We start from the raw sequence: 25,480 nt of genomic DNA on the forward strand, positions 1-25,480 counted from the left end.
GCTAATATTAGAGAATTTAAACACTGTAACAGTAATGACAGAGAACACCTTTATTTTTTTTCAACAGAATGGTGCTTTTTGATAAATTTCTGATGTTTGAGTTAACTTACTGATTATGTGTTTTGATAAAAAATGGTGAGAATAACAGAGAGGTTATCGCTTGTTATTGATTTCATGTAGGTAAGATTTAAATAAAAAGTAGAGACGCCATCATTGTCGGTGCCTCTACTTAACTTAGTATGGTGGATAATACTTAGTGATTAATGATCGTGTGCTTCTTCAGCAATACCTAACCAAGTTATAGCACTCGCAGAAAAACCTATTTCAATATCGTCTTCAATAGTCATTGTTGCTAAGTCTATTTGAAGGATATGTTTTGCAATAGGGTCGGCCACGTATACATGATCACCATTTTGAGCGGCAGTCATACTAAATGACATATCTTCAGGCATAGTAGAAATATCTTCTTCAGAAATATCTATACTAGTTACCAACTCCCAATGTGCTTCGCCATCATGTGAATGTGAATTTAGAATGTTAAGGTAGCCTGCGCTATCTAACACTAAAAAGTATTCTGCTTCATGTGAAAAAGCATAAGAAACTGCACTAACACCCTCAGCAAGTTGCCATTCAAGTTTTTCCATCGTGTTAACTTCAGGATTAATGGCGAATAGCGAACCACCAGCAACACCAATCAATGAGTCACTTTCTTCATGACCGTAGATACTACCTATACGAGAGCTACCTACTGATTCAATATTGGCAATTTTTACAGCTTCAAATTCACCATCATGTTCATGAGCAACTAAAACTCCGTCGGTACAACCAAAAGCAATGTAATCATCGTTTTGTGATGCACCATGTAAGTCAGGACAAGTAATATCTAAAATTTGTTCTTGTTCATATTCATTGCCATGTAAATGATAAACAGCTACCTGATCAGGTAATGTACCTGCAGACGTAGTCTCAGTATCGTCACGACGAACAGTACTTAATAAATATTCATCATGAGCCAATGCTACACCGTGCATATTGATACTGTAATCAATATGCGGAAGTTCACTTGTTTCACCGCTAATATCAGTATCTTTTAACACTTCTACAGAGGCTGATACACCTGCATCGGCATTACCGTCATTAAATATAATCATTTCATCATCGCTTTTGATGATGTGGGTTGGGCTACTACCGTTTAATTGATAATCACTCATTACCGGTGCTTGTTGGTAATCGTGTAAATGCTCAACGTGATCTTCACGCCATAAGCCACTATCAATAAAGCCAACATAATCGTTATTTCTGCTGGCAATTACGGCAAAACGGTAACCCGCAGAAGCCGTTATAGCATTACCATCATAAATTAATGAAAATGTATCGAGTAGAGCACCGTCGTCTAAATCATATAAGGTTGTTGTATTACTTTCGGCAGATAACACCGCTAGTCGTCCCAATGATTCAATTGTATATTCGTCACCGTGATCATGGTCATCACCATCATCGTCATGATCATGGTCATCATCAGGTACTTCTATTGGATCTTTCTCAACAATCTTCGTTTCTGCATCGCCACAACCACTGAGAAATATTGCGGCTAAAGAGGCCGCAACTAGGTTAAGTTGAAATGATTTCTTCATAATGTATTTTCCTTAATTAAGTAAGTGTTATATGTTTTTAAACTAGAAGTAACCTCTGATACCGATAGCAAAGCTACGGCCCGGGCGAGGTGCAATATCTTTAATAAATGAAGTGTGCACCCTAGCTTCTGTGTCTGTTAGGTTGGTGCCTTTCAAGTACAGCGCAATATCATGATTCAATACTTCTAAATCGTAAGAAACACTGGCATCTACTAAGGTATAACCATCGGTTGAAGTTTCATTGATAGACGTGTTGTTTTGGTCCTGATAGCGAGTTATATCAAGATGTGCACTGATTTGTTCATTTTGATACTCGAATTGAGTACCAAATCTGAGCGGTGGTGTACGTGGTAAATCATCACCGTCTTTTACCTTAGCGCGAACATAATCTGAAAATGCTGTCGCTTTGAACGTATCATTTACTTGCCAAGCTACTTGTGCTTCGAAACCATGAAGTACTACGTCATCTGTTTGAAATAGGTAAACAGGTAGTTCAGTCTCTTCCTCATCATGATCGTGTCCATCGTCACCATGGTCATGACCACTTTCAGCATAAAGGCCAGTAAAGGTTTGATAATAGTAATTGTCTATTTGGTTGTAGAAAGCATTTAACACAAAGGCAACGTTCCCCTGTGTTTTTCTGAACGTTAAATCAATATTGTTAGCCGTTTCAAGGTCGATCACTTCATTTGATAAGCCAAGGGAAGTATTATCTTCATTAAGTGCAAATAACGACCCTATTTCATACGATCCTGTACCAATATGAGGACCAAATGACAATAACTCTGAAGCCGAAGGAGCACGTTCTGAACGTGAAATCGAAAGGCCTAAGTTATAACCTGGTGTAAATGCCCATACTAAGCCAGCCGATAAGCTTACCGGAGTGAATTTATGCTCTACTGCAAATACTTGTGTGCTGCTTGTTGTTTCATCATCGTGATCATGGTCATGGTCATGAGCGTCTTCCTCTTCTGATTCATCATGCGAATGAGCGTCTAAACTAGGAAGCAGTACGTTATCAGCGGTTATTTTTACATGTTCAATACGAGCACCAAACTGCAGTAATACGTCACCAAAGTGCTTTTCTTGCATTAAAGCGAGTGCAATAGTTTGTGCTTCTGAAGGCGGAGTAAAAGCTTCTTCTCCTTCGGCTGATACATCACTGTCTTTAAAATGGAAGCTGATACCACCATTCCAGTCGTAGAAAGGGCTTTGAATAATATCAACTTTTACTTCTTGAGTTTGATTTTCAAAGATTGTGCCTATTTGACCCGCTTCTATTTCGGCATGTTCATAGTCAGTAAAGCCACTGGCAAATTTAACTTGTTTGACCCAGTCATTGTCAATATTAAACTCACCTAATAATTGAACGCGAGTTTGCTCTAAATCAGCATAAACATTTTCACTTTCATCGCCATGTGAGTGTCCAGGAACACCGTACTCACGGTTAAATTGCTCTACAGCAACACCAACATAGCCTTGATCAAACAAATAGCTTGTACCTAAGGTGAAACCATTTGATTTTTCAGCGCTGTTTTCAACAGTAAAATCACCGCTGTCATGATCATGATCATGTTCAGCATGCTCTTCTTCAGTTTCTAATTCGGCCTCAACAGGAACTTCATAATCATTTGACTCACGCCAATACCCATCAGCATAAAAACCAAATGAATCTGTCCCAGTTGTTAGGTTAAAAGAGGCTAATTTACGATCATCAGCAGAATTATTTTCAAGTAACCACTCACCTCGAGTAGTTGAGTCAGTAGGTACGCGTCCATCAACAACGTTGATTACACCGCCAACGGCTCCGCTGCCATAAAATAAGGTTGCTGGGCCGCGCAGTACTTCAATTTGTTGTGCAGTAGAAGCTTCTGAAGCAACTGAGTGATCGGGACCAACTCTTGACACATCGCTGGCATCTAAGCCATTTTGTGCAATCATTACGCGTGGACCACTTAAGCCACGAATAATAGGGGTACTAGCAACATTGCCATGAAAGTTACTTTGAACCCCAGGCAGCTTTTCCAGACTATCACCTAATGTTGAAGCTTGTTGACGGCGTAGTGCATCACCGGCAAGTACACTAACGGGTGCTGCTGATTCCATTACTGACATATGAATAGGCGTCGCAACAATGTCTATTACTTCAATGGGAGATCGTGTTAATACAAGTGTTAAAGGGTCGGTTTTATCGTCTGATAATATTATGTCTTGATGAAGATGAGCAAAACCTTCCGCAGATATGTGGATTTCATTTTTACCAGAAGCTAGATCATGAAAAATAAAACGGCCGTTTTTATCAGTGGTCGTTGCAGCGCCAGTTCCTTCAACTCTAACCGTAGCACCAGCGATAGATTTACCATTATCATTTTTTACTTCGCCTTGGATCGTTTGTGCCAACAGACTAGTAGGTAAAAGCAAACCAATAATGGCCGCTATTCCTGAGATTTTAAACATTACATACTCCAGTGTTATTTTTTGATTACCCTTAATTAATGATATGTTATATCATAACTACTACTGGTGCAATATCATTAGATTAAAACCTTATTGGTTATTTTTTTTGTTTTACAAATATGTCATTTCAACTTGGTTGTGATGTTTTAAATATTATGAAGATGATTAGCGTGCTTAATAAAATAAGTGCTATTCTTTGGCTGAAATTTCATAACAAAGAGAAAGCTACATGTTTAGTCATATCATGATAGGTGCAAACGATGTACAAGCATCAAAAGTGTTTTACGATGCAATTTTAGGGGAGTTAGGTCATAAGCCGGGGGTTTTTGACGACCTAGGTAGATGCTTTTACTTTACTGATACAGGGATTTTTGCTTTAACGAAACCTATTGATGGTAATGAAGCTAGCCATGGTAATGGCTCTACCATTGGTTTTGCTGCAACATCTCCTGAACAAGTTAATGCATGGCATGCCGCTGGCTTAGTTAATGGTGGTGCTGTTTGTGAAGACGCGCCAGGTGTAAGAGAAGGTGGCGTTGGTAAGCTTTATCTTGCTTATCTTAAAGATCCATCAGGCAATAAAGTGTGTGCTTTATACCGAATGGGCTAAGACGGCAGCATAAATTACAAATGTGGCTTACTGCATTAAACAAAAGCCACATTTGTACTGGTTTAATAGTTATCAATAACTATAACTTGAGATAGCTAGCGTGAAAACGCAAATGTTCTTCAATAAAGCTCGCAATAAAATAGTAGCTATGATCATAACCTTCGTGCATGTGTAAATCTAAAGGGTAGCCACTTGCTTTTGCTGCTAGTTCTAACATTTCTGGTTTTAATTGCTCTATTAGAAAATTATCTGCTCCACCTTGATCGACTCTTGCAGGAACAAATTTCTGTGCTTGTCGCATTAACTCGCTAGCGTCATGTTGTTGCCATTTTTCTTTGTTTTTCCCTAAGTAAGCGGTAAAAGCTTTTTGTCCCCACGGACAATTGATAGGATTACAAATAGGGCTAAACGCCGACATTGAACTGTAACGCTCAGGATTTAGCATTGCGATGGTTAGTGCACCATGTCCACCCATAGAGTGTCCAGCAATTGCACGTTTATGGCTAACAGGAAACGTAGACTCTATCAATGAAGGAAGCTCGTTAACAATATAATCATACATTTGATAATGACTATGCCACGGTGCTTGAGTTGCATTCACATAAAAACCAGCGCCTTGACCTAAATCATAACCTTCATCATCGGCAACATTGTGTCCTCTAGGACTAGTATCAGGAGCAACAATAGCAATACCTAATTCGGCAGCTATACGTTGAGCTCCCGCTTTTTGCATAAAATTTTCATCAGAGCATGTTAGTCCAGAAAGCCAATATAATACTGGAACCTTGTCACCATTTGATGCTTGTGGTGGCAAATAAATTGCAAATCGCATATCACAATTTAATGTTGTTGATGGGTGACTATATTGCTTATGCCAACCGCCAAAGCTTTTGTTTACACTTAAATTTTCAATGGTCATGATAAAACCTTACTAGACCGTTCTTTTATTTTACACAACAAAAGAACGGACAAATGTGACTAAAATAAAACAACTATTTAGCGAAATGAATAACACTGCGAATACTCTCGCCTTTATGCATCAAGTCAAACGAGTCATTAATTTCCTCAAGGCTCATGGTGTGAGTAATAAAATCACTTAATTTGAATTCACCCGCTAAATAACGTTCAACATAGTCAGGTAATTCTGTACGACCTTTAACGCCACCAAAAGCAGTACCACGCCATACACGCCCAGTAACTAATTGGAATGGGCGAGTTGAAATTTCTTGTCCTGCGCCAGCTACACCAATAATAACTGATTCACCCCAACCTTTATGACAACACTCTAATGCAGAACGCATTAAATTCACATTACCTACACATTCAAACGAGTAATCAACACCACCATCGGTTAATTCAACAATAACGTCTTGAATAGGTTGGTCGAAGTTTTTAGGGTTAATACAATCGGTAGCACCTAACTTTTTCGCTAATTCAAATTTACTTTCGTTAATATCAATAACAATAATACGACTGGCTTTTGCCATGGTTGCACCAATAACGGCAGAAAGACCAATACCACCTAGGCCAAAAATAGCGACAGTAGCGCCTTCTTCAACTTTTGCTGTATTCATCACCGCACCCATGCCGGTGGTAACACCACAACCTAATAAGCATACTTCCTCTAATGGTGCTTCTTTATTAACTTTTGCTAATGATATTTCAGGTAATACAGTGTATTCAGAAAAGGTAGAGCAGCCCATATAATGAAAAATTGGTTGTCCGTCTTTATAAAAGCGGGTTGTGCCGTCAGGCATTAAGCCCTTACCTTGAGTTTCTCTTATTTTTTGACAAAGGTTAGTTTTACCAGATAAACAAAACTTACATTCACGACATTCTGGTGTGTATAGCGGAATAACATGATCGCCAACACTAACACTTGTTACGCCTTCACCTACTTGCTCAACAATACCACCGCCCTCATGGCCTAAAACAACAGGGAAAATACCTTCTGGATCTTCGCCTGATAAAGTAAAAGCATCGGTATGACATACGCCAGAGGCTATCACCTTAACTAATACTTCGCCTTTCTTAGGCAGCATTACATCGATTTCTTCAATTGACAGAGCTTGTTTAGGACCCCAGGCAATAGCGGCTTTTGATTTAATAAATTGATCTGACATTTTGATTCTCACAGCTTTGTTGATGATTGTTGAATAGCGAAACTAATAGCTATTATATTTGTTTCTTCAGTGATGATAATATATGTTTTTTGTAAATCACTTTTACATATAGGTAACAATGATGAAGTGGGAAGGCATTAGTGAATTTGTTCATGTTGCAGAAACAGAGAGTTTTACGCAAGCCTCAAAAAAAATGGCTATTTCTACTGCGCAAGTGAGCCGACAAGTGAGTGCGCTAGAAGTGCGCCTTGATACAAAACTATTTTATCGCACCACACGTAAGGTTTCATTAACCGAAGAAGGGCGTATTTTTTATCAGCATTGTCGTAGTGTTCTTGACGGTTTAGATGAAGCCGAACGCGCTATTTCTAACTTGCAATCAAGACCCCATGGAAAAATTAAACTCACAGCGCCAACCACTTATGGCGAACAAAAGATCATGCCCTTGGTAAATGATTTTGTGAAAAAATACGGTGATGTAGAAGTTTATGCAAACCTAAGCAATCAAAAAATAGACTTGTTAGAAGAAGGCTATGATTTGGCCATTCGTCTTGGTAAATTACCTGATTCAACCATGATGGCTAAAAAATTAGGTAAGCGAACAAATTACCTTTGTGCTTCGCCAGCTTACTTGAATCAGTATGGGGTACCACACTCTTTATCTGAGCTTAGTAAGCATAGCTGCTTATTGGGTACGTTAGATTATTGGCACTTTAGTGATGACGGAAAAGAAAAAAATATCCGAGTTACCGGAAGGTTACGTTATAACAGTGGATATAGCCTAGTAGATGCAGCACTAAAAGGATTAGGGATTGTACAGCTCCCCGACTATTACGTGCAGCAGTACTTGCAAAACGGCCAACTTATTTCAGTGCTAGATAATATGAGAGAGCTTGATGAAGGCATATGGGCACTTTATCCTCACAACCGCCATTTATCACCCAAAATTAGGTTACTGGTTGAATACTTGTCAATACATCTAACTTAGTTATAAAATTTGAGCGCTCAGCGGGTATCTCGTTATCTTCTTTTTGGCATATATTTAGGATGCAAAGATAAGTAATCACACCAGGTACTAAAATTACTAAAATTAAAGCGTGGATCTGTTGCGTTATACCAAGTTGAAGGTTGATTAGCTTGTAAGCGAAAATATATTTTATGTCCATCAATAGCAACATAACAAATTAAAGTTTCTAAGGTATTGTTTTTAATTTGTATTTCAGCTAAATTTCGGTCGTTACGTTGATGTATAAGTGAGAATTTAGGTTGGGAAAATGCTGAGGTTGCTAATACTAACATAGTAAAAGAAACCAATATTTTAACTATGTTATTAACCATGATAACCTACCTTAAACATAAATTAGTCCTTATTTTATAATAAGTTTTTTAAATAATTAGTAGAAAATTAAATTTTTAGTAAATTATTTTAAATTTGGCATTGAAAGCTAAAACAGCTGCCTCCATAACTTACTTATACCGAAAAGAACACAGTAATTAAATTCACTGATTCAATTACATTATTACAAACGTGCCCCTATATTTAAACAGTGTATAAATAGTAGCACCAAACAAGAGAATAAATCATGGCGAATTTCGTTCCAGTAAGAAAAGAACAACATCAAAACTTAAAAATTTCTAATACACGCAATATTTCACACGTAGCTGGACAAAATATTATTCCTGTTGCTGCAGCTGAGTATGCACAATCATCTGCAAGCTTCCCTCTTGTTTTTGTTAAAAACCCAGATTCTGAGCGTTTCCGTAGTGTTGCTATGCTAGGTTTAGAAGCAGGCGAGAACTTATTTTTACAAGATGATAAGTGGACAGCTTTATCAATGCCGCAAAGCATTTCAATGGTTCCTTTTTCACTAGGCTTAGATCCTGACAAAGAAAACACATTAACAGCTTGTATTGATGTTGAGAGTGAATTTGTAGGTGAAGATAAAGATTTAGCATTATTTGAAGAAGATGGTAAAGAGTCTGAAGTACTTGTTAATGTACAAAAAGCATTAGGCCGTTTATACGACAACGAAAGAATGACAGAAAACTTCATCAAAGAATTGCAAGAAAATGACTTACTGCAAGAAATTGAGCTAAACATTACTTTAGCAGCTGGTGAGAAAAAGAAATTAATTGGTATATTTACTATTAATGAAGAAAAAGTTAAAAACTTATCAGATGATAAAGTACTAGATTTCCACAAACGTGGTTTATTTGTACCAATTTATTCAATGTTAGGTTCGTTATCGCAAGTTAACAATTTAGTTAAATTACGTAACCTTTCTTCTGAAGTGAAAGTATCAAACGTACAAATTCTTCCTGTTCAAGAAGCTGCTGCAGAAAGCTAATTTCACATGAATAGTTAATATTAAAAAAGGAGCTTGTGCTCCTTTTTTGCTTCTATTGCTAAAAAATACACCTCCACTAAAGAGGGCAGCTCATTTATAATGGTTGTCTTGCTGTTATCATAAATGAGAAAAAATTTGGCTATACATCTCCCTTTTGAAAAATTAAGTCATTGGCAACAAGTCGCCTTTGCTAGCGCATTATTAGAGCGCATGTTACCCAATTATCAAATGTTCAGTGAAAGTAGTCAGTTTGGTGATTATGCCATTTTGAGAAATCAACTTGATTTAGTTTGGCAGTGGTTAGATAAAAACCACGCAATTAAAATCAATGTTAATGCGCAACTGAATAAATTAGAAGAACAAACGCCTGATCCAGAAGCTTTTGACTTTTTTGGTGTTTTCCCAGCTCTTGATGTTTGTATGGCAATGATGTCTTTATTACAGCTAATACAATCTAATGGTAAAGACAAAGAGCATGAAGATATAACCAGTATTAGTCGTTTATCGAATAACAGCGTCAATTATTACGTTGAGCTGTTACTGCTTGATGAAGGCGTAACTGATGTTCAAGCTGCTGAAGTAAACGAGCATCCTTTATCGGTTTGGGAAAAAGAAACCCAAGATGAACTCTTTGACTTTTTAAAGCTTGCTGCAGAAAACAAACGCTCATGTCAGTTAGCTAAAGAAATGGTTTTATCTGAAGGCTTATCTAACCTTGGTATTGAGATAGTATAATTTAGTCTACAAAAATTTAGGTACACACATGAACTTAATACAGAAAACGCTGACAGTATTAGTGTTGTTTTCATCTTTGACGGCTCAAGCAACTAGCCAGATAGAAAAAATTAACAATATTGAAGCAACAATCAAAAAAGCAATGAAAACCTTTCAAGTGCCTGGTGTTGCGGTCGCAATTATCAAAGACAACAATGTTGTTATGAGCAAGGGCTTTGGTGTTATTGAAGCGGGCGAAAGCGATAAAGTGACACCTGATACTTTATTTGGTATCGCATCAAACACCAAAGCGATGACGGCGGCAATTTTGGCAAGCTTAGTTGATGAAGGTAAGCTAACTTGGAAAACTAAGGTGATTGATATAATCCCTGAATTTCAAATGCCTGATCCTTACGTTACCCGAGAATTCACCATTATCGATTTATTATCACATAACTCTGGTTTAGGTAAAGGTGCTGGCGATTTAATGATTTGGCCACAAACCACCTTAACTAACGCTGATGTAATTAAAGGCTTAAAACACTTACCACAAGTGTCTAGTTTTCGTAGTGAGTTTGCTTACGATAACTTAATGTATGTTATTGCTGGCGAAATTATTGCTAAATTAACTTCAATGACATGGCAAGAAGCTATTCAAGCGCGAATTTTTACACCATTAGGTATGACTAATACTCGACCAACATTTTCTCTCATTCCTAAGAATAACCACAATGTTGCACGAGCTCATGTGCCAATGGAAGGTGAGTTAACTGTTGTTGGCGGTAATTTTTTAGAAAAATTTACTTCTGCTGGTGCAGTTGCCTCAAGTGTTAGCGACATGACCTTATGGTTAAAAGCATTGTTAAACAAAGGCGCATATACAAATAGCGCTAATCAAGAAGCACGTTTATTTTCAGCAGAGCAAAGCACTGCCATGTGGCAAGCGCGTACCATTTTACCTGTGTCTGCCGCTGATACTAAACAAGATAAAACTCACTTTGCTGCTTATGGCTTAGGTTGGTTTTTAAAAGACTATCATGGTGTGAAATTAATCCATCATAGTGGTGGTATCTTGGGTATGGTGTCAAAAGTTGTTGTAGTACCAGAAGAAAACTTAGCCATGGTTATCTTAACTAATCAGCAATCAGGCGATGCATTTAATGCTATTTATTTAGAAATATTAAATGAGTACCTAGAGCTAACACCTAAAGATTGGGTAACCTATTTTCACGATAAACGAGAAGCTCAAAAAGCGAAAGAAACCGTTCGATTAGCCAAAGCAGCAGATGTCGTTAACAAAAACTCGTCTCACTCATTACGATTAAAAGCATACGCACAAATGTATACTGATAATTGGTATGGTGATATTAATGTTACTTATAAAAATAACCAGCTTAATATGCAATTTACTAATACACCTGAATTGAAAGGTAAGTTAGAGCATTATCAGTACAATACCTTTATTGTACGTTGGGATGATAGAAGTCTTGAAGCTGACGCTTTTGTTAATTTTCACTTGAATGAAGTTGGTGAAATTGAATATGTCACAATGAAAGCTGTGTCTAATGCCACAGACTTTAGTTTTGACTTTCATGACTTGAAGTTAAGACCTAACGTTAAAAACTAAAGGCCTTTAGCTGTAATTCAGTAACAAGTGCAATAAAGCATTTGTTACTGCTCAATAAACAATAGTGAATAAAAACTCACTATTGTTTATTTTAACTATTTTGATATAAACGATAAGCAACTTGTCCGGCAATTTTTTCTTTTAATAGCTGCCAATTGCTAGGTAATGCTTGATCACTTTCCGCTTCCATTTCTACATAAATAAGCGCTTGTTCGCTCAACCAACCCTGGTTTAATAGCTCACAAGTTTGTGAAATTAAGTTTTGTCGAAAAGGGGGATCAATAAAAACCACATCAAATTTCACCGGTGTTTGAGTTTTTAAAAACGCTAAGGTGTCTGTATTAGATACCACAATATCGTCAGACTTCAGCAATTGCTTATTCGCCGATAATTGTTTAGCTGCCGCTTTGTTCAGTTCCATTAAATGAACGTTAGCAGCTCCACGAGAAAGCGCCTCAAAACCTAGGCTACCTGCACCGGCAAAGCAATCTAAACAGTTTGCACCATGAATATAAGGCATTAACCAATTAAAGAGCGTTTCTTTCACACGGTCTGCTGTTGGCCTTAAGCCCTCTGCTGCTAATACTGGTAATTTTCGACCTTTATGCTTACCAGCAATAATACGAATGCTGCCTGATGCAGCCTTTTTCTTTTGTTGTTTTTTACCTTGACTCATATCGCTGACAGTTATCATTATTAATGCTAATATAGCGGCAATTTTACACCATAATGATATCCAAGCGAACTGAAACCTTTAGTTGAATTCGTTTAGATACAGCAATTACTCTTAGGTCAAATAAAGTGTCTAAAAAGAAAAAAGGTATGTTTGGGTGGCTAGGTTTTGGCCGAAAAGCAAAAGAAGAAACTGTTGATGAAAATAATACGCCTGCAGAACAAGCAGCTATAGAATCAGAAACTATTGATAAAACAGAAGTTAATGAAACTGGTGACGTTAGTGTTACTGAAGAAGTTATTGCTAAGGCAGAAGTAAAGGTTGAAGATATTCTGCCAGAGCCAGAGCCAGAGCCAGAGCCAGAGCCAGAGCCAGAGCCAGAGCCAGAGCCAGAGCCGCTCACACATAAGGAAATAGAGCCAGAGCCGCTCACACCTGCGGAAATAGAGCCACAGTCAGAGTTGCTTACCCCTAAGGAAGTAGTACCAGAGCCTATTACAGCCAAAGCTGTGGAGCTAGAACCTGAGTCTTTTACATCGGAAGAAGTAGCGGCAGAATTACCAGTCTCTACCGAAGTTGAATTGCCTGTTTCTGAAGAAGTGATAGCAACAACTGAGTCGCTTGATGAATCAGCAGATGAACCTGAAATATTAGAAACGCCTGAGGCAGTTGAAGTTCCAGCTGTTATTGAAGAAGAGAAAATAGAAGAGAAAAAAGAAGAGAAACTTGGCTTTTTTGCTCGACTGAAAAAAGGTTTAAGTAAAACACGCCAAAATTTAGGTGGTGGTTTATTTGACCTGTTCCGAGGCAAGCAAATTGATGATGATTTATTTGAAGAGCTAGAAACTCAATTACTATTGGCTGATATTGGTATTGAAACTACCATGAAAATTATTGACTCGTTAACGCAAAGTGCTAATCGTAAGCAGTTAAAAGATGCTGAAGCGCTTTACGAGTTATTAAAAGTAGAGTTAAAAAAGGTTATTGAAAAAGTTGATCAACCATTAGTTATCCCTGACAGTGATGGACCATTTGTGATGTTAATGGTTGGTGTTAACGGCGTTGGTAAAACAACAACCATTGGTAAGCTAGCAAAACAATTTCAAGCCGAAGGTAAATCGGTTATGTTAGCAGCAGGTGATACTTTTAGAGCTGCCGCAGTAGAACAATTACAAGTATGGGGCGAACGTAATAATATTCCCGTTATTGCTCAACATACCGGTGCTGATAGCGCATCAGTAATTTTTGATGCAATAAGTGCTGCTAAAGCACGTAAAATAGATGTTATTATTGCTGATACAGCAGGGCGTTTACAAAATAAAGCACACCTAATGGAAGAGCTTAAAAAAGTTGTTAGAGTAATGAAAAAACTCGATGTAAATGCTCCTCACGAAGTTATGCTAACCCTTGATGCTGGCACAGGTCAAAATGCCTTAAGTCAAACTAAGTTATTTGATGAAGCCGTTGGTTTAACTGGCTTAACCGTTACTAAATTAGACGGAACAGCTAAAGGTGGTGTGGTCTTTGCCATTGCGGATAAACATAATATTCCAATTCGCTATTTAGGTGTTGGTGAAGGTATTGATGATCTTCGTCCATTTAATGGTAATGATTTTATTGATGCTTTGTTTGTGAAAGAGTAATAAACTAAAACAAGACTTCTTTAAAAATATGCTTAAAAAACAATAATTATGATTAGCTTTAGCCATGTAAACAAAACTTATCCTGGTGGTTTTCTTGCTTTAAAACAAGTGAACTTCGAGCTACAAGCCGGTGAAATGGCCTTTCTAACAGGTCATTCAGGTGCAGGTAAAAGTACGCTCCTAAAGCTAATCTCTATGATGGAAAAACCAAGTTCGGGTAGTATATTGGTTAACAACACCGAACTTGCTAGCATTACTTATAATCAAATTCCTTATGTTCGACGTGGCATAGGCATGATTTTTCAAAGCCATAACCTACTTAAAGACCGAACCGTTTTTGATAATGTAGCCTTACCATTAATTATTGAAGGCGTTAGCCACCGAGAAATTAAAAAACGTGTTGAAACTGCGCTAGATAAAGTACATTTAAGTGCAAAACTAAAGTGTTTTCCTCATATGTTGTCAGGTGGAGAACAACAGCGGGTTGGCATTGCTCGCGCTATTGTTAATAAACCCCCCATTCTGCTTGCTGATGAACCTACTGGTAACTTAGATCCAAAATTATCCCTTGATATTATTCGCCTCTTTGAAGAATTTAATGCCGCCGGTGTTACGGTACTTATTGCAACACATGATCTTGGCTTAATTGCTCGCATGAGATATCGCACCTTAACATTAAAAGAAGGTACCATGATTAATGATGGTATTGTTGATGGTTTACAGGCACAAGGAGCGGCTTATGAGTAACAACTTACACTCAAGTGGATTAAGTCAACGAACTTCATTTTTAAGAAGCTTATTAACCTTACCTATTCGTCACTTACAACAAGCTGTGGGCAGTTTAGGTGACTTATGGCGAACACCTTTTACCTCAGTAATGACCGTGTTTGTCTTAGGTATTAGCTTAGCCTTACCAGCAACATTACATTTGTTTGTAAAAAATGCTCAGCAAGTGAGTGAACAATGGGACAGTGCATCACAAATCACGCTTTTTTTAAAATTATCCACCACAGAAAAAAGTGCAGAGAACCTAGTAAAACGTATTAAGTTATATTCGGAAGTGAGTGACGTTCGCTATATTTCTGCTCAGCAAGCGCTGAAAGAGTTTAAAATATTATCTGGTTTTGGCGAATCGTTAGAATATTTGAATGAAAATCCTTTGCCAGCAACTATTTTAGTCTCGCCTACCGAGCGTTCTAGTCAAGCCAGTGCCGCCAATGAATTATTAGCAAAACTAAAACAAGAACGTGAAGTTGATCAAGGTAAACTTGATTTAGAATGGCTAACACGTCTAGAAGCTGTAGCACGTCTTATAGAAGATATTGTGATTGGTGTTGCTTTGCTATTATGTCTGTCGGTGGTATTAATTGTAGGTAACACTATTCGCTTAGCAATTTTGAACCAAAAAGATGCGATTGCTGTAATGAAACTTGTTGGCGCAACAGACAGCTTCATCCAAAGACCTTTTTTGTATAGTGGCATGTGGTATGGGGTTTTTGGCGGATTATTATCGTGTTTATCAGTCGCAATATTGGCGCAATATTTAACTGGCTCTATCAGTGAATTAACTGATTTATATCAAAGTAATTTCCAATTACAGGGCTTAGCATTTAATGAAGCTTTATTGCTGATAGCGATAGCGGTTATTTTAGGTTTAGCAGGTAGCTATATCTCTGTACGTAAACATATTCGTGCTATTGAACCTAACGCAGAATAATCTTGATTTCACACATTATTCGTTATTAAGTTATCTTTATGTTTTTTAAATAAAAAACCGATAAAACACACTTTTTAACAAATATTTCATAAAATTAATGAAAGTTCATCTTGTTTTGCCCTATCTATTAAGATAATGTTTATGCTCGCTCAAGGTTGCTAGCAAGGCATCTATAGTTAACTAGCTTCATTTATGTTATAATTTCGAGTGAAGAAATCTTTTTTAAGTAAAAAAATTTGGTAAAAAACAGAGGTTATTTATATGAGTGATACAATGCAACTTACCGTACCACGAAGTGGCAGTATTGAATCTTACATGCAATCAGCATATAGCATTCCTATGCTTACCGCTGAAGAAGAGCAAGATCTCGCGACTCGCCTCTATAATGACAATGATTTACAAGCTGCACAAAAGCTTATTATGTCGCATTTACGTTTTGTTATTCATGTAGCTAAAGGTTATTCAGGCTATGGCTTAGCACAAGCCGATTTGGTACAAGAAGGCAACGTTGGCTTAATGAAAGCTGTTAAACGTTTTAACCCTGAGGTGGGTGTACGTTTAGTGTCATTTGCAGTTCATTGGATCAAAGCAGAAATTCATGAGTTTGTTTTAAAAAACTGGCGCATAGTTAAAGTTGCAACTACAAAAGCACAACGTAAATTATTCTTTAACCTACGTAAAAATAAAAAGCGTTTAGGTTGGTTCAGTAATGATGAAGTAAATACAGTTGCTGAAACATTAGGTGTAAGCACTAAAGATGTGTTGGAAATGGAAAATCGCATGAGCAGCCATGACCAAGCATTTGAATTGTCTTCAGACGAAGATGATGGCGCAAGTGCTGGAAACTTCTCTCCGGCGTTATATCTGGAAGATAAACAATCAGATTTAGCCGTTGAAGTAGAAAATGCTAACTGGGAAGATCATGCAAACACACGTTTATCGACAGCATTAGTTGCGTTAGATGAACGTAGCCAAGACATTATTAAAACGCGTTGGTTAGCAGAAGACAAAACAACGTTGCAAGATTTGGCTGACAAATACCAAATTTCTGCTGAACGTGTTCGTCAATTAGAGAAAAATGCGTTGAACAAGCTTAAAAGCACTATGGTTCTGTAAGCAACCTGTGTAAAACTTGTTTAACATAATAAAAACCGGCATTAGCCGGTTTTTTGTTTTTATCGTCTGTACTCTTATCAATACTGTTAATACTATCGCGTTAACAGCCGTTTAAGTTGACAATTACTGGTAATATTTATGCTGAGTTGGTTATCAGCATAACTAGGTATAAATAAAGGGTAAGGCATTGTCGTTTGTTTATTCTTGCCGCGTTATTGCTGCTTTGTTATAAGCGGTAACGATGAAAACGTTATAAGGTGGTTAGGTCGCGACCAATGTGCAGATACAAAAAAGGCAAAACAACTGTAATGTTGTTTTGCCTTAGTATTTGTTGTGCTATTTCAGCTAAGTTAATAACTTAAGTTGTTATTAAGCCCAGGTTATTCAGGCTGTAGCGCTAACACCTTATCAATGTCTTCAGCGTTGTGACGATTCTCAAGCTGTTCCCACGCTTCTCCCCAAGTTTTATTGACGATACGGCCACGTTGAAAAGCTGGACGAGCTAACATTGCTTTTGCCCAACGTTGAACATGTGTGTAATCATCTACTTGTAGGAATGTTTTAGCGCTGTAAAGCTCTCCTAATACTAGGTTGCCATACCATGGCCACGTTGCAATATCGGCGATACTTAGCTCATCACCCGCAATGAATTCATTTTTGGCTAGCTGCTTATCTAACACATCTAATTGTCGTTTAATTTCCATGGTAAAACGATCAATCGCATATTCAAATTTTTCCGGAGCATAATTATAGAAGTGTCCAAAGCCGCCACCTAAATAAGGTGCAGAGCCATGTAACCAAAATAACCAATTCATCACCTGTGCGCGCTTAACAGTGTCTTTTGGCAACAAAACATCAAACTTCTCTGCTAAGTACACTAAAATTGAGGCCGATTCAAAAACAGGCAGTGGCGTGTCATAACTGTTATCAACTAGCACTGGAATTTTAGAGTTAGGATTAATGGTTACAAAACCCGATGAAAACTGATCACCTTCACCAATTTTAATCATGTGAGCATCATATTGTGCATCTTTACCTAGTGCCAATAGCTCTTCTAGCATGATTGTTATTTTTTGGCCATTTGGCGTACCCATGGAATACAACTGTAACGGATGTTCTCCAATAGGTAAGGCTTTATCATGTGTCGCACCAGAAACGGGACGATTGATATTGGCCCACTTACCGCCACTTTCAGCGTCATGAGTCCAAATTTCGGGTGGTATATATTGCTCTAACATTATTGTCACTCCTAAACGTAAATATGCGTTGTAGTCTTACTTTTTAGTCCAAGCAAACTGTGCAAATGCATCATCAACAGGTGTATTGCCAATGTGATTCGTGTAGTTACTAATTACTTTTTGAGCAAGGCCTAATATAATTTCTAAAACTTGTTGTTCACCATAACCAGCTTCGTAGAATTTATTCAATTCTTCTTGCGTTACATTACCACGATTACGCACAATAATAAGCGTCATATCTAATAATGCTTGTAACTTAGCTGTTGGCATTGATTCTTGATTACGTAACGCTTCTGTTAACTCAGGATTAACCTTCATTGAATGAGCAATACCTGTATGCGCTGGTACACAATAGTGACAACCGTGCTCAACATTGATTCCTTGCCAAACAACCGTTAACTCTTCTGCATCAAATGAAGTTTCACCAAATAACTTGTGAAGTATTTGATAGCCTTCAAGTGCTTGAGGAGAGCTTGCTAAAACGCCATGCAAGTTTGGTAACATGCCGAATGCCTTTACTGAACCTTCTAATAATGGCTTGCTTGCTGCTGGTGCTGATTCAATTGTGTGCGTAGTTAATGTTGTCATAATATTTTCCTATTTGTATTGATTTATATTAATTTGTACCGATCGGTATCTGTGAATTGGATGTATTGTACCTATCGGTATATTAAAGTCAACTTAGTTTAAAAACTTTTCGTGTTTACATTAGGCCCAGTTAACACTATTTCTTTATTAATTAAGGGATTAGATAATCAGGAATTCTTTATTTAGCGATTAATTTCATGAGCTCGATTTAAGAATTAGTTAAGGTATAGAGAAAATACAAGCAAGAAGCGAAGCAAATTAATATATTGATCTTAATAGCGTTTTAAAGAATTAACTTTGACAATACTGAGAAGGTTTGAGATTCTAACTAACATGGAAGAAAAATTTGTATGTTTCAGTGACACTTAGGGTTAAGTAATTGAACAATCGATTTTATAACGATAATGCTACAGGATTAGCGCAACAATACCTTTCCAAGTCGTTTGAAGAGGTTCACCAAAGTTGGTTGCAGCTTTTGCCATCAATAATTGAAAATCCTAATGCGCGTATTTTAGATCTTGGAGCAGGCTCAGGCCGTGATGCTAAATACTTTGCCGAACTAGCTGCCCACACTCATCAAACCAACAATAATATTCAAATTTTTGCTGTTGAACCGGCACAATCATTGGCACTTATTGGGCAAAATACGACAAAAGATATCAAGGTAAAATGGCTAGACGATTCATTACCAGCACTCACCAAGGTGACTCAACAAGAAGTTAGTTTTGATTTAATTTTACTCAGTGCTGTTTGGATGCATATTCCACCGAGTGATCGCGCTCGTTCAATACGTAAATTGGCAAACCTACTTAAACCTGGCGGCAAACTCGTTATTTCACTGCGTCATGGTCAAACAGAAAACGACTACAAAACCCGAAAAATGTTTGATGTGTGTGCCGATGAATTAAAACAACTGGCTGCCGACGTTGGTTTATTTACCAAGCTAGAAACCGTAAAAGAAACAGATAAACTAGGCCGTAATCATGTTTCTTGGCAAACCGTGGTGCTGCAATTACCAGACGATGGTAGCGGTGCTTTCCCTTTTATTCGCCACGTTGCCTTAAACGACGGTAAATCTGCGACACATAAGCTCGCCTTGTTAAGAGTTTTACTGCGCATTGCTGATGGTCACCCCGGTGCTGTACTTCGTAGAGAAAGCTCACCTTTTGGTGACCGAGTTATTTTACCTGCTGGTTTAGTGGCGCTTTACTGGTGTCATCAATACAAAGATTTAATTGATGACCGGAAGCTTTTTCAAACCCCGAATAAAAACCCTAATATGGGCTTTATGAAAGCCGATGGATGGCACAAATTAACCCACAGAACAGCATCAGATTATCGTATTGGCAACTTGTTTGTCGGTAATGATGCTATTGCACTACATAAAACATTATCGGCGGCGGTAAGTAATATTAAAAATATGCCGTGTAAATACATTACCTTTCCGAATCAGGAATCTAACAGCGACAAGCCTGTATTTGAAGTAGCCAATAGAACCGTTAAAGCGAAAGATAGCTTGTTTCTTGATTTACAATCACTTGAACAATGGGGTGAATTTTCATTACCAGAATCAACTTGGTTGGCTTTTAATCGCTACGCTTGTTGGATTGAACCTGTTTTAGTCAGCGAATGGGTGAAAACCATGGCGGGTTATGCGGGGAACAGCCAACACGCATCACCTGAAAACCAATACTATTTACATCAAGCGTTAAACTGGTTAGAGCCTGTGCGCACCACCACAGAAGTACGTAAACGTTTTGAGCAAGTAAAGCACAAGTCACCTGAAGTAGCGCAATGTGTTTGGTCGGCTAAATCATTAAACGACAAATACGATATTGACCACAGCATGCCATTTTCGCGCTGGCCAAATAACGATTTATGGAATTTACTGCCCACCGATAGCGTTATCAACAATCAAAAAAGCGACCGACTACCCACTGAGCATAAGTTAACGCAATCGAAAGAACGTATTCAACATTGGTGGCAAGCAGCATGGCTTAATGATGTGACAACTGACAATAAACAAGCCGATATAAATACAAAAGCTGTTACAACAGCACAGAAAGATGAAGTAAATGAGATGTCCGCTGGTTATGCAATCAGCACTAAGATGTTTCCTGAAACACCAGAAATCACCGTTGAAACACAAGTTGCAAATCGTCAACGTAAACGCTTCTTTGCCGAAGCGAATATTGCCCTACCGGGGTTAAACTCAGACAATGAATCAATAGATGATTTGTTTGAAGCACTCGTGATGCAACGTGGGCGATTGAAAGAAATGCAGCAGTTGAGGGAATGGTAAAGATATGAATGATTTTATTGAAGGTAACTTTTTTGAAGATGTTACCCCAAATCCAGAATATTTGATTAAATCAATTTCTGAGCAAGGGTATAGCTTTGAAGCTGCTCTAGCTGATTTGATTGACAATTCTATTTCAGCTGATGCTTCTAAAATAGAGATATTAATTGATACTAATATTGCCCCTTATACATTGTTTATTGCTGATAATGGTACAGGCATGAATGAGGAGGCACTCAAAAAATGTATGCGCTTTCCTAGTCAATCACCTGATGATGAAAGATTGAATAGTGATTTAGGTCGATTCGGACTAGGAATGAAAACAGCTTCTTTTTCTCAAACTAGAAAATTTACTACTTTATCCCGTGTTAGAGGAACAGAGACATATTCAGCTCGAACTTGGGATTTAGAGTTACTTAAAAGTAATCAATGGAATCTTCTTGTTAATTCCCCAGAAAGTATTAAAAATAAAATGGCACAGTACCAAGAGATAAGTACCTCTCGGTTTAATGGTTTCGAGAACTTTGATGCTAATACTGTAATTGTTTGGGAAGGGCTATATAAATTTGAACAATATTTAAAAGAAAAAAATCGAGAAAATGCTCTTTTGAAAGAAATCGACATCATAGCAGATCACTTAAGCTTAGTTTTTCATCGCTTCATGGAAAAAAATAAGATTGAAATAAGAATAAACAATCAACTATTGGAACCCTTTAATCCTTTTCCTACAAAAGAAAAAGACTTTCGTTCATTAGAGTTCAGGAAAAGAAACTTCGGTAATGATTCAATTAAAATTGAAGGGTTTGTTTTACCTTCGAGAAGTATCAAAGAATCAAAAGAAGGGATATCAATATGGGCCACGAAAAAAAGAAGCTTAATGGATATGGAAGGTATTTATATCTACCGTGCCAATAGGTTGATTTTATTTGGTGGCTGGAATGGATTAATTAGGAAAGCGCCTCGTCTTCAATTGGCACGCTTACAAGTAGAGATAGGTAATAATGCTGATCATTTGCTTCATTTAAATGTTGCTAAATCACAAGTAATTATTCCTCATGAATTAAAAAGCGCTTTTAAAAATTATATTGACGATCTTAAGCTTGAAGCAGAAAGAGAGTTCTTTAATAAAGGCATACAACAGTTTAAAGAAACTAAAGAAAGAAATAACATTCATTTATTTGAACGAAAGACCTCAAGTAAAGGGCCTGTACTTGAGGTTAATAGAGATTTCGAATTAGTTCGGAGTCTTCTCTTAGATTTAGATAAAAATCAAACCGCAAAATTTAATATGCTTCTAGCTATGGTTAATACTCGAATTAATAAAATTAGATCTACTCAAACCAATCAAAACTTCTTAGATGATGAAAGTTTGTCTAAGGAAGAACTTATTATGAATATTAAGGATTTGAAAAGTAGAGGCGTTAATTCCGCTACTATTAGTCAATATGTAATACCTGAACTAGGCTACACCTTAGAAAGCCTCCCTCAAGACGTTTTAGGATTATTAAAAGGAAATAAATAGTGTCCGCTCACGAATATGTAGAACAAATAAAAAAAATGATAAAAGTGGAAGTTAAAAATGTATCTGAAAACAGAGAACTTACGCTTGCTGATTTTGAGGTTATTTTTAATCAGGTTAAGAATAACATACCTATTATAGCTCCTATGTTAGGTTTACCCAAAGTAGATGAAATATCTTTAAAAAGTTATTTTGATTTGGCAAGAAAAGAATACTTATCTCTTAATCCAACCGAAATAGATCCTAGTAGTTCAATTAACAAGGATAATAAAAAGTCTTGGCTAACAGATGAAAAAATACAAAAGATACAATGGAATTATACAAGTCGTTACCTCAGACAGTTAGAAAAGACAGGTCGTTCTGATTCAATAATAAAGGAAACAGCACGCTCAAGTGAGGAGATTATTGGAAAACTAGGAGATCCGTCTTCAACAGACGAATTCTATATTAAAGGGTTGGTTGTTGGTGAGGTTCAATCAGGTAAAACAGGTAACTTTAACGCTGTTATTAATAGGGCAGTTGATTCAGGCTACGGGTTAATAATTATTTTGTCTGGAATTATGGAAGATTTACGTAGCCAAACACAGCAACGCATAGAAAACGATGTTATTGGCGAAGGTTTTGACGAGGATTCAGGGAAAAAAGGTGTCAAAGGTGTTGGTAATATTACTCGATTTGGTCAACTTGGTAACTCAGATATTAGGCAAGTAGTTTCTATTACATCTTCAAATTCTGATTTCAAGAAGAGTCTTGCAGATGCTGACTTTTCATTAAATCATACTAATATTCTTGTCTGTAAGAAAAATGTAAGTGTACTTAGAAATTTAATTGTCTGGTTACATGATTATTTAGATGAAGATAAAGGCAAGCATAATATTCCTTTCTTAATTATTGATGATGAAGCTGATAATGCTTCATTGAACAATGAAGGCGCTAAAGGTCATGAGTATGCTTCTAAAATCAACGGTCATATAAGAGCTTTATTACAACTTTTTCACAAAAAATCTTATTTAGGGTATACCGCAACACCGTTTGCCAATGTTCTTCAAGATAGAAATATTCAGCCAACCAAAGATTGGCAGATTGAATTTAAAATAAAAAAAGAAAGACAAAAAAAATTCCTACAGCAAGTTGATAATATTTTCCCTGATGATTTTATTTTCTTATTAAATTCTCCCTCAAATTATATTGGAGCGAAACAAATATTTGAGACTTTAGCTGTAATTGATAATAAGGCTGAAGGAGAAAAAATCCCTTTGTTATCCAGCCCTATTAATGACTATGTTTCTGAATTTCCTACGCGAGTAACTGATATTGGAGAGCCTATAGGTGTAGTAAACTATGCAAATAAAAAAGAATGGGATGAAAAAGGAGAACTTGATGAAGATCTTCTCTTTGGTTCTTATGCAGAATATAGAAAAAATACTAGGGCTAGTAAGGCTTATGATAACTTTCCTAAAAAGCTCCCTGAATCTTTAAAGGAAGCCGTGATTTGCTTTATATTATCAATAGCTATTAGAGAAAAACGTAAACCAGAAATGATACATTCAGCTCTATATCAGCAGCATCATACCATGCTAGTTCATATTTCTAGATTCACTTTATGGCAAAATAAAACAAGTACATTAATCTCAAAATATTTATCAGAAGTGTCTTTATCAATATTAAATGATGATCCTCAATCAGTGCAATCGATATATTTTGAGATTGAAAAAATCTGGTACAAATATTATGCAAAAATAGTCGAAACGATACGTAACTATTTACCGCAGAAGTATTCAGATGAATTTTTAACTCCAATGGTGTTTGATTCAGTGAAAAAGTATTTGCCTGATGCTGTTAAAGATATCGAAGTAAAGGCTGTAAATAGTATTGCGCAACAAGAGCTAGAATACCCTAAAACAACAGCTAAAAAATTTATTGCGATAGGTGGGAACAAACTTTCACGTGGGTTTACATTAGAAGGTTTAACAATTAACTATTTTATAAGGAATACTAATTACTCTGACTCTTTACTTCAAATGGGGCGTTGGTTTGGTTATCGCCCTGGTTATCTTGATTGTTGTAAGTTATTTACCACAGAAGACGCTATAAATAAATACAATCAAACAACAAAATGCATTGAAGAATTAGAACATGAATTTAATAAAATGTCTCGAAGAGGAAGTTCACCTGAAAAATTTGTTTTACGAGTAAAGAAGCATCCCGGTGTATTAAAAATTACTAGACCTTCAATTCTTAAAAATACGATAGATGTAAAGTGGTCTTATCAAGATCAGTTGGAAATGACGACTACCTTTGATGTAAAAAAATCTAAAATTGAACGAGTATGGGATAACTTTAAGCGTGAGCTAGCTCCTAGATTTAAGAATACTGTCGATACACCTAAAGGTTTTCTATCATACAAAGCTACTGGTACTGAAATCATATCCTTATTAAACCAAGAAAATAACTTCCACTCAGATGATGTAACTACAATGGTGAAATTTATTGAGTTATGTAATCAGAAGAAAAAATTAGTTAACTGGTCTGTTGTACTCAAAACAACTGGTTCCGCAAAAGGACCAAATGGACAAGGAAAAAAAATCTTATGCCCTTTAGATTCTAACCTTATTGATGAGGTTGAATTATCAATAAGACGTGGCCCAACCCAAAGTGAATATCGAAAAAGCTTCCTGAAAGACCACAAGTTCCATATGACAGGTAAAAATGCGAACATAATTTCTTCACCTAAAGACTTAAGTGTTAGGTTAAATGAAACGACAATAGAAAGAGCTGAAAATCAATTTTATGAAGATAAAATAAGAGATATTCAAAAGAAGAACCCCTTATTAACTAAAGATGAGGCTAGAAAGGAAATAAAAACAATACCTGAAAGAGTCTATAGAGAGAGAATGAGTGAGGATGAAGCGGTTCTTATTATCTATTTATTTGATTCTCATTATTCATTTAATCATGAATCAGGTAAAGAGGATCTCGAATTCATGGATTATGTAGAAAAGAATGATATTAACTTGAATGTTCCACTTGTTGGTTACGCAATAGGTTTCCCCCCGATAGAAAATGACCCCGGTGGTATTTATGTCCAAGGAGATTACGACTTAGATGAAGACGAATACTTGGATGAATACTCGGATGAAGACTCCTCGTTACCTGATGATAGTCAGGAGTAGC

General features: G+C 36.8%; 20 protein-coding genes. 12 read left to right on the forward strand and 8 right to left on the reverse strand.

The features are described 5' to 3' along the window. Positions 1-260 precede the first annotated feature (260 nt). Together Q4503_RS00430 and Q4503_RS00435 are read right to left on the reverse strand one after the other, a co-directional pair. A complete protein-coding gene (locus tag Q4503_RS00430; RefSeq protein ID WP_303601086.1) occupies positions 261-1,634 on the reverse strand; it encodes a 5-methyltetrahydrofolate--homocysteine methyltransferase in 1,374 nt (457 codons plus the stop codon). Between the two features lie 42 nt (positions 1,635-1,676). After that, positions 1,677-4,091: a TonB-dependent receptor gene (locus Q4503_RS00435; protein WP_303601087.1), complete on the reverse strand. Its 2,415-nt coding sequence runs from the start codon at positions 4,089-4,091 to the stop codon at positions 1,677-1,679. Between the two features lie 229 nt (positions 4,092-4,320). Here Q4503_RS00435 and Q4503_RS00440 point away from each other — a divergent pair, with 229 nt between their 5' ends. Next, positions 4,321-4,701: a VOC family protein gene (locus tag Q4503_RS00440; protein ID WP_215971702.1), complete on the forward strand. Its 381-nt coding sequence runs from the start codon at positions 4,321-4,323 to the stop codon at positions 4,699-4,701. Positions 4,702-4,780: 79 nt separating this feature from the next. Here the strand turns inward: Q4503_RS00440 and fghA are convergent, their stop codons facing one another. Next, positions 4,781-5,620, reverse strand: coding sequence for an S-formylglutathione hydrolase (gene fghA / locus Q4503_RS00445; RefSeq protein WP_215971703.1), 840 nt, complete (start codon positions 5,618-5,620; stop codon positions 4,781-4,783). A gap of 73 nt (positions 5,621-5,693) precedes the next feature. Continuing rightward, a complete protein-coding gene (locus Q4503_RS00450) occupies positions 5,694-6,824 on the reverse strand; it encodes an S-(hydroxymethyl)glutathione dehydrogenase/class III alcohol dehydrogenase (RefSeq protein ID WP_215971704.1) in 1,131 nt (376 codons plus the stop codon). Positions 6,825-6,945: 121 nt separating this feature from the next. Between Q4503_RS00450 and Q4503_RS00455 the strand changes: the two genes are divergently transcribed. Further along, a complete protein-coding gene (locus Q4503_RS00455; RefSeq protein ID WP_303601232.1) occupies positions 6,946-7,812 on the forward strand; it encodes a LysR family transcriptional regulator in 867 nt (288 codons plus the stop codon). 32 nt (positions 7,813-7,844) lie between these two features. Here the strand turns inward: Q4503_RS00455 and Q4503_RS00460 are convergent, their stop codons facing one another. After that, positions 7,845-8,162 (reverse strand): hypothetical protein, encoded by a 318-nt coding sequence (locus Q4503_RS00460; RefSeq protein ID WP_215971706.1) that lies wholly within the window; start codon positions 8,160-8,162, stop codon positions 7,845-7,847. 245 nt (positions 8,163-8,407) lie between these two features. Here Q4503_RS00460 and Q4503_RS00465 point away from each other — a divergent pair, with 245 nt between their 5' ends. From Q4503_RS00465 to Q4503_RS00475, 3 genes are all read left to right on the forward strand, one after another. Continuing rightward, the gene (locus Q4503_RS00465) at positions 8,408-9,172 is read left to right on the forward strand and encodes a SapC family protein (RefSeq protein WP_215971707.1); all 765 of its coding nucleotides are present in this window, start codon (positions 8,408-8,410) and stop codon (positions 9,170-9,172) included. A gap of 135 nt (positions 9,173-9,307) precedes the next feature. Further along, entirely contained in the window at positions 9,308-9,907 is a 600-nt protein-coding gene (locus tag Q4503_RS00470; protein WP_303601088.1) for a YjaG family protein, read from the forward strand. Between the two features lie 28 nt (positions 9,908-9,935). After that, positions 9,936-11,513, forward strand: a complete 1,578-nt coding sequence (locus Q4503_RS00475; RefSeq protein ID WP_215971709.1) for a serine hydrolase — start codon at positions 9,936-9,938, stop codon at positions 11,511-11,513. Positions 11,514-11,604: 91 nt separating this feature from the next. Here Q4503_RS00475 and rsmD read toward each other — a convergent pair whose 3' ends face one another. Then, the gene (gene rsmD / locus Q4503_RS00480; RefSeq protein WP_215971894.1) at positions 11,605-12,189 is read right to left on the reverse strand and encodes a 16S rRNA (guanine(966)-N(2))-methyltransferase RsmD; all 585 of its coding nucleotides are present in this window, start codon (positions 12,187-12,189) and stop codon (positions 11,605-11,607) included. Positions 12,190-12,335: 146 nt separating this feature from the next. On the opposite strand from rsmD, the gene ftsY reads away from it, so the two are divergent. From ftsY to rpoH, 4 genes are all read left to right on the forward strand, one after another. Continuing rightward, the gene (ftsY, locus tag Q4503_RS00485; protein WP_303601233.1) at positions 12,336-13,829 is read left to right on the forward strand and encodes a signal recognition particle-docking protein FtsY; all 1,494 of its coding nucleotides are present in this window, start codon (positions 12,336-12,338) and stop codon (positions 13,827-13,829) included. A gap of 48 nt (positions 13,830-13,877) precedes the next feature. Next, entirely contained in the window at positions 13,878-14,576 is a 699-nt protein-coding gene (gene ftsE / locus Q4503_RS00490) for a cell division ATP-binding protein FtsE (RefSeq protein WP_215971710.1), read from the forward strand. Further along, positions 14,569-15,546 carry a permease-like cell division protein FtsX gene (ftsX, locus tag Q4503_RS00495; RefSeq protein ID WP_303601089.1) on the forward strand — a complete coding sequence of 326 codons (978 nt, stop codon included), beginning with the start codon at positions 14,569-14,571 and terminating at the stop codon, positions 15,544-15,546. The genes ftsE and ftsX overlap by 8 nt, the downstream gene beginning before the upstream one ends. Before the next feature lie 261 nt (positions 15,547-15,807). Further along, entirely contained in the window at positions 15,808-16,662 is an 855-nt protein-coding gene (rpoH, locus tag Q4503_RS00500; RefSeq protein ID WP_215971712.1) for an RNA polymerase sigma factor RpoH, read from the forward strand. Between the two features lie 380 nt (positions 16,663-17,042). Here rpoH and yghU read toward each other — a convergent pair whose 3' ends face one another. Both yghU and Q4503_RS00510 read right to left on the reverse strand, forming a co-directional pair. Then, positions 17,043-17,900, reverse strand: coding sequence for a glutathione-dependent disulfide-bond oxidoreductase (gene yghU / locus Q4503_RS00505; protein ID WP_215971713.1), 858 nt, complete (start codon positions 17,898-17,900; stop codon positions 17,043-17,045). A gap of 36 nt (positions 17,901-17,936) precedes the next feature. After that, positions 17,937-18,488, reverse strand: coding sequence for a carboxymuconolactone decarboxylase family protein (locus tag Q4503_RS00510; protein WP_215971714.1), 552 nt, complete (start codon positions 18,486-18,488; stop codon positions 17,937-17,939). Positions 18,489-18,867: 379 nt separating this feature from the next. Between Q4503_RS00510 and Q4503_RS00515 the strand changes: the two genes are divergently transcribed. The 3 genes from Q4503_RS00515 to Q4503_RS00525 are packed head-to-tail and all read left to right on the forward strand — an operon-like array spanning position 18,868 to position 25,479. Continuing rightward, positions 18,868-20,790: a methyltransferase domain-containing protein gene (locus tag Q4503_RS00515; RefSeq protein WP_303601090.1), complete on the forward strand. Its 1,923-nt coding sequence runs from the start codon at positions 18,868-18,870 to the stop codon at positions 20,788-20,790. Positions 20,791-20,794: 4 nt separating this feature from the next. Continuing rightward, positions 20,795-22,309, forward strand: coding sequence for an ATP-binding protein (locus tag Q4503_RS00520; RefSeq protein ID WP_303601091.1), 1,515 nt, complete (start codon positions 20,795-20,797; stop codon positions 22,307-22,309). After that, positions 22,309-25,479 (forward strand): Z1 domain-containing protein, encoded by a 3,171-nt coding sequence (locus Q4503_RS00525; RefSeq protein ID WP_303601092.1) that lies wholly within the window; start codon positions 22,309-22,311, stop codon positions 25,477-25,479. Before Q4503_RS00520 ends, Q4503_RS00525 begins: the two co-directional genes overlap by 1 nt. The last annotated feature ends 1 nt before the right edge of the window (position 25,480 follow it).

This window comes from Colwellia sp. 6_MG-2023, assembly GCF_030547765.1.
In the GTDB taxonomy this organism is placed as follows: Bacteria; Pseudomonadota; Gammaproteobacteria; order Enterobacterales; family Alteromonadaceae; genus Colwellia.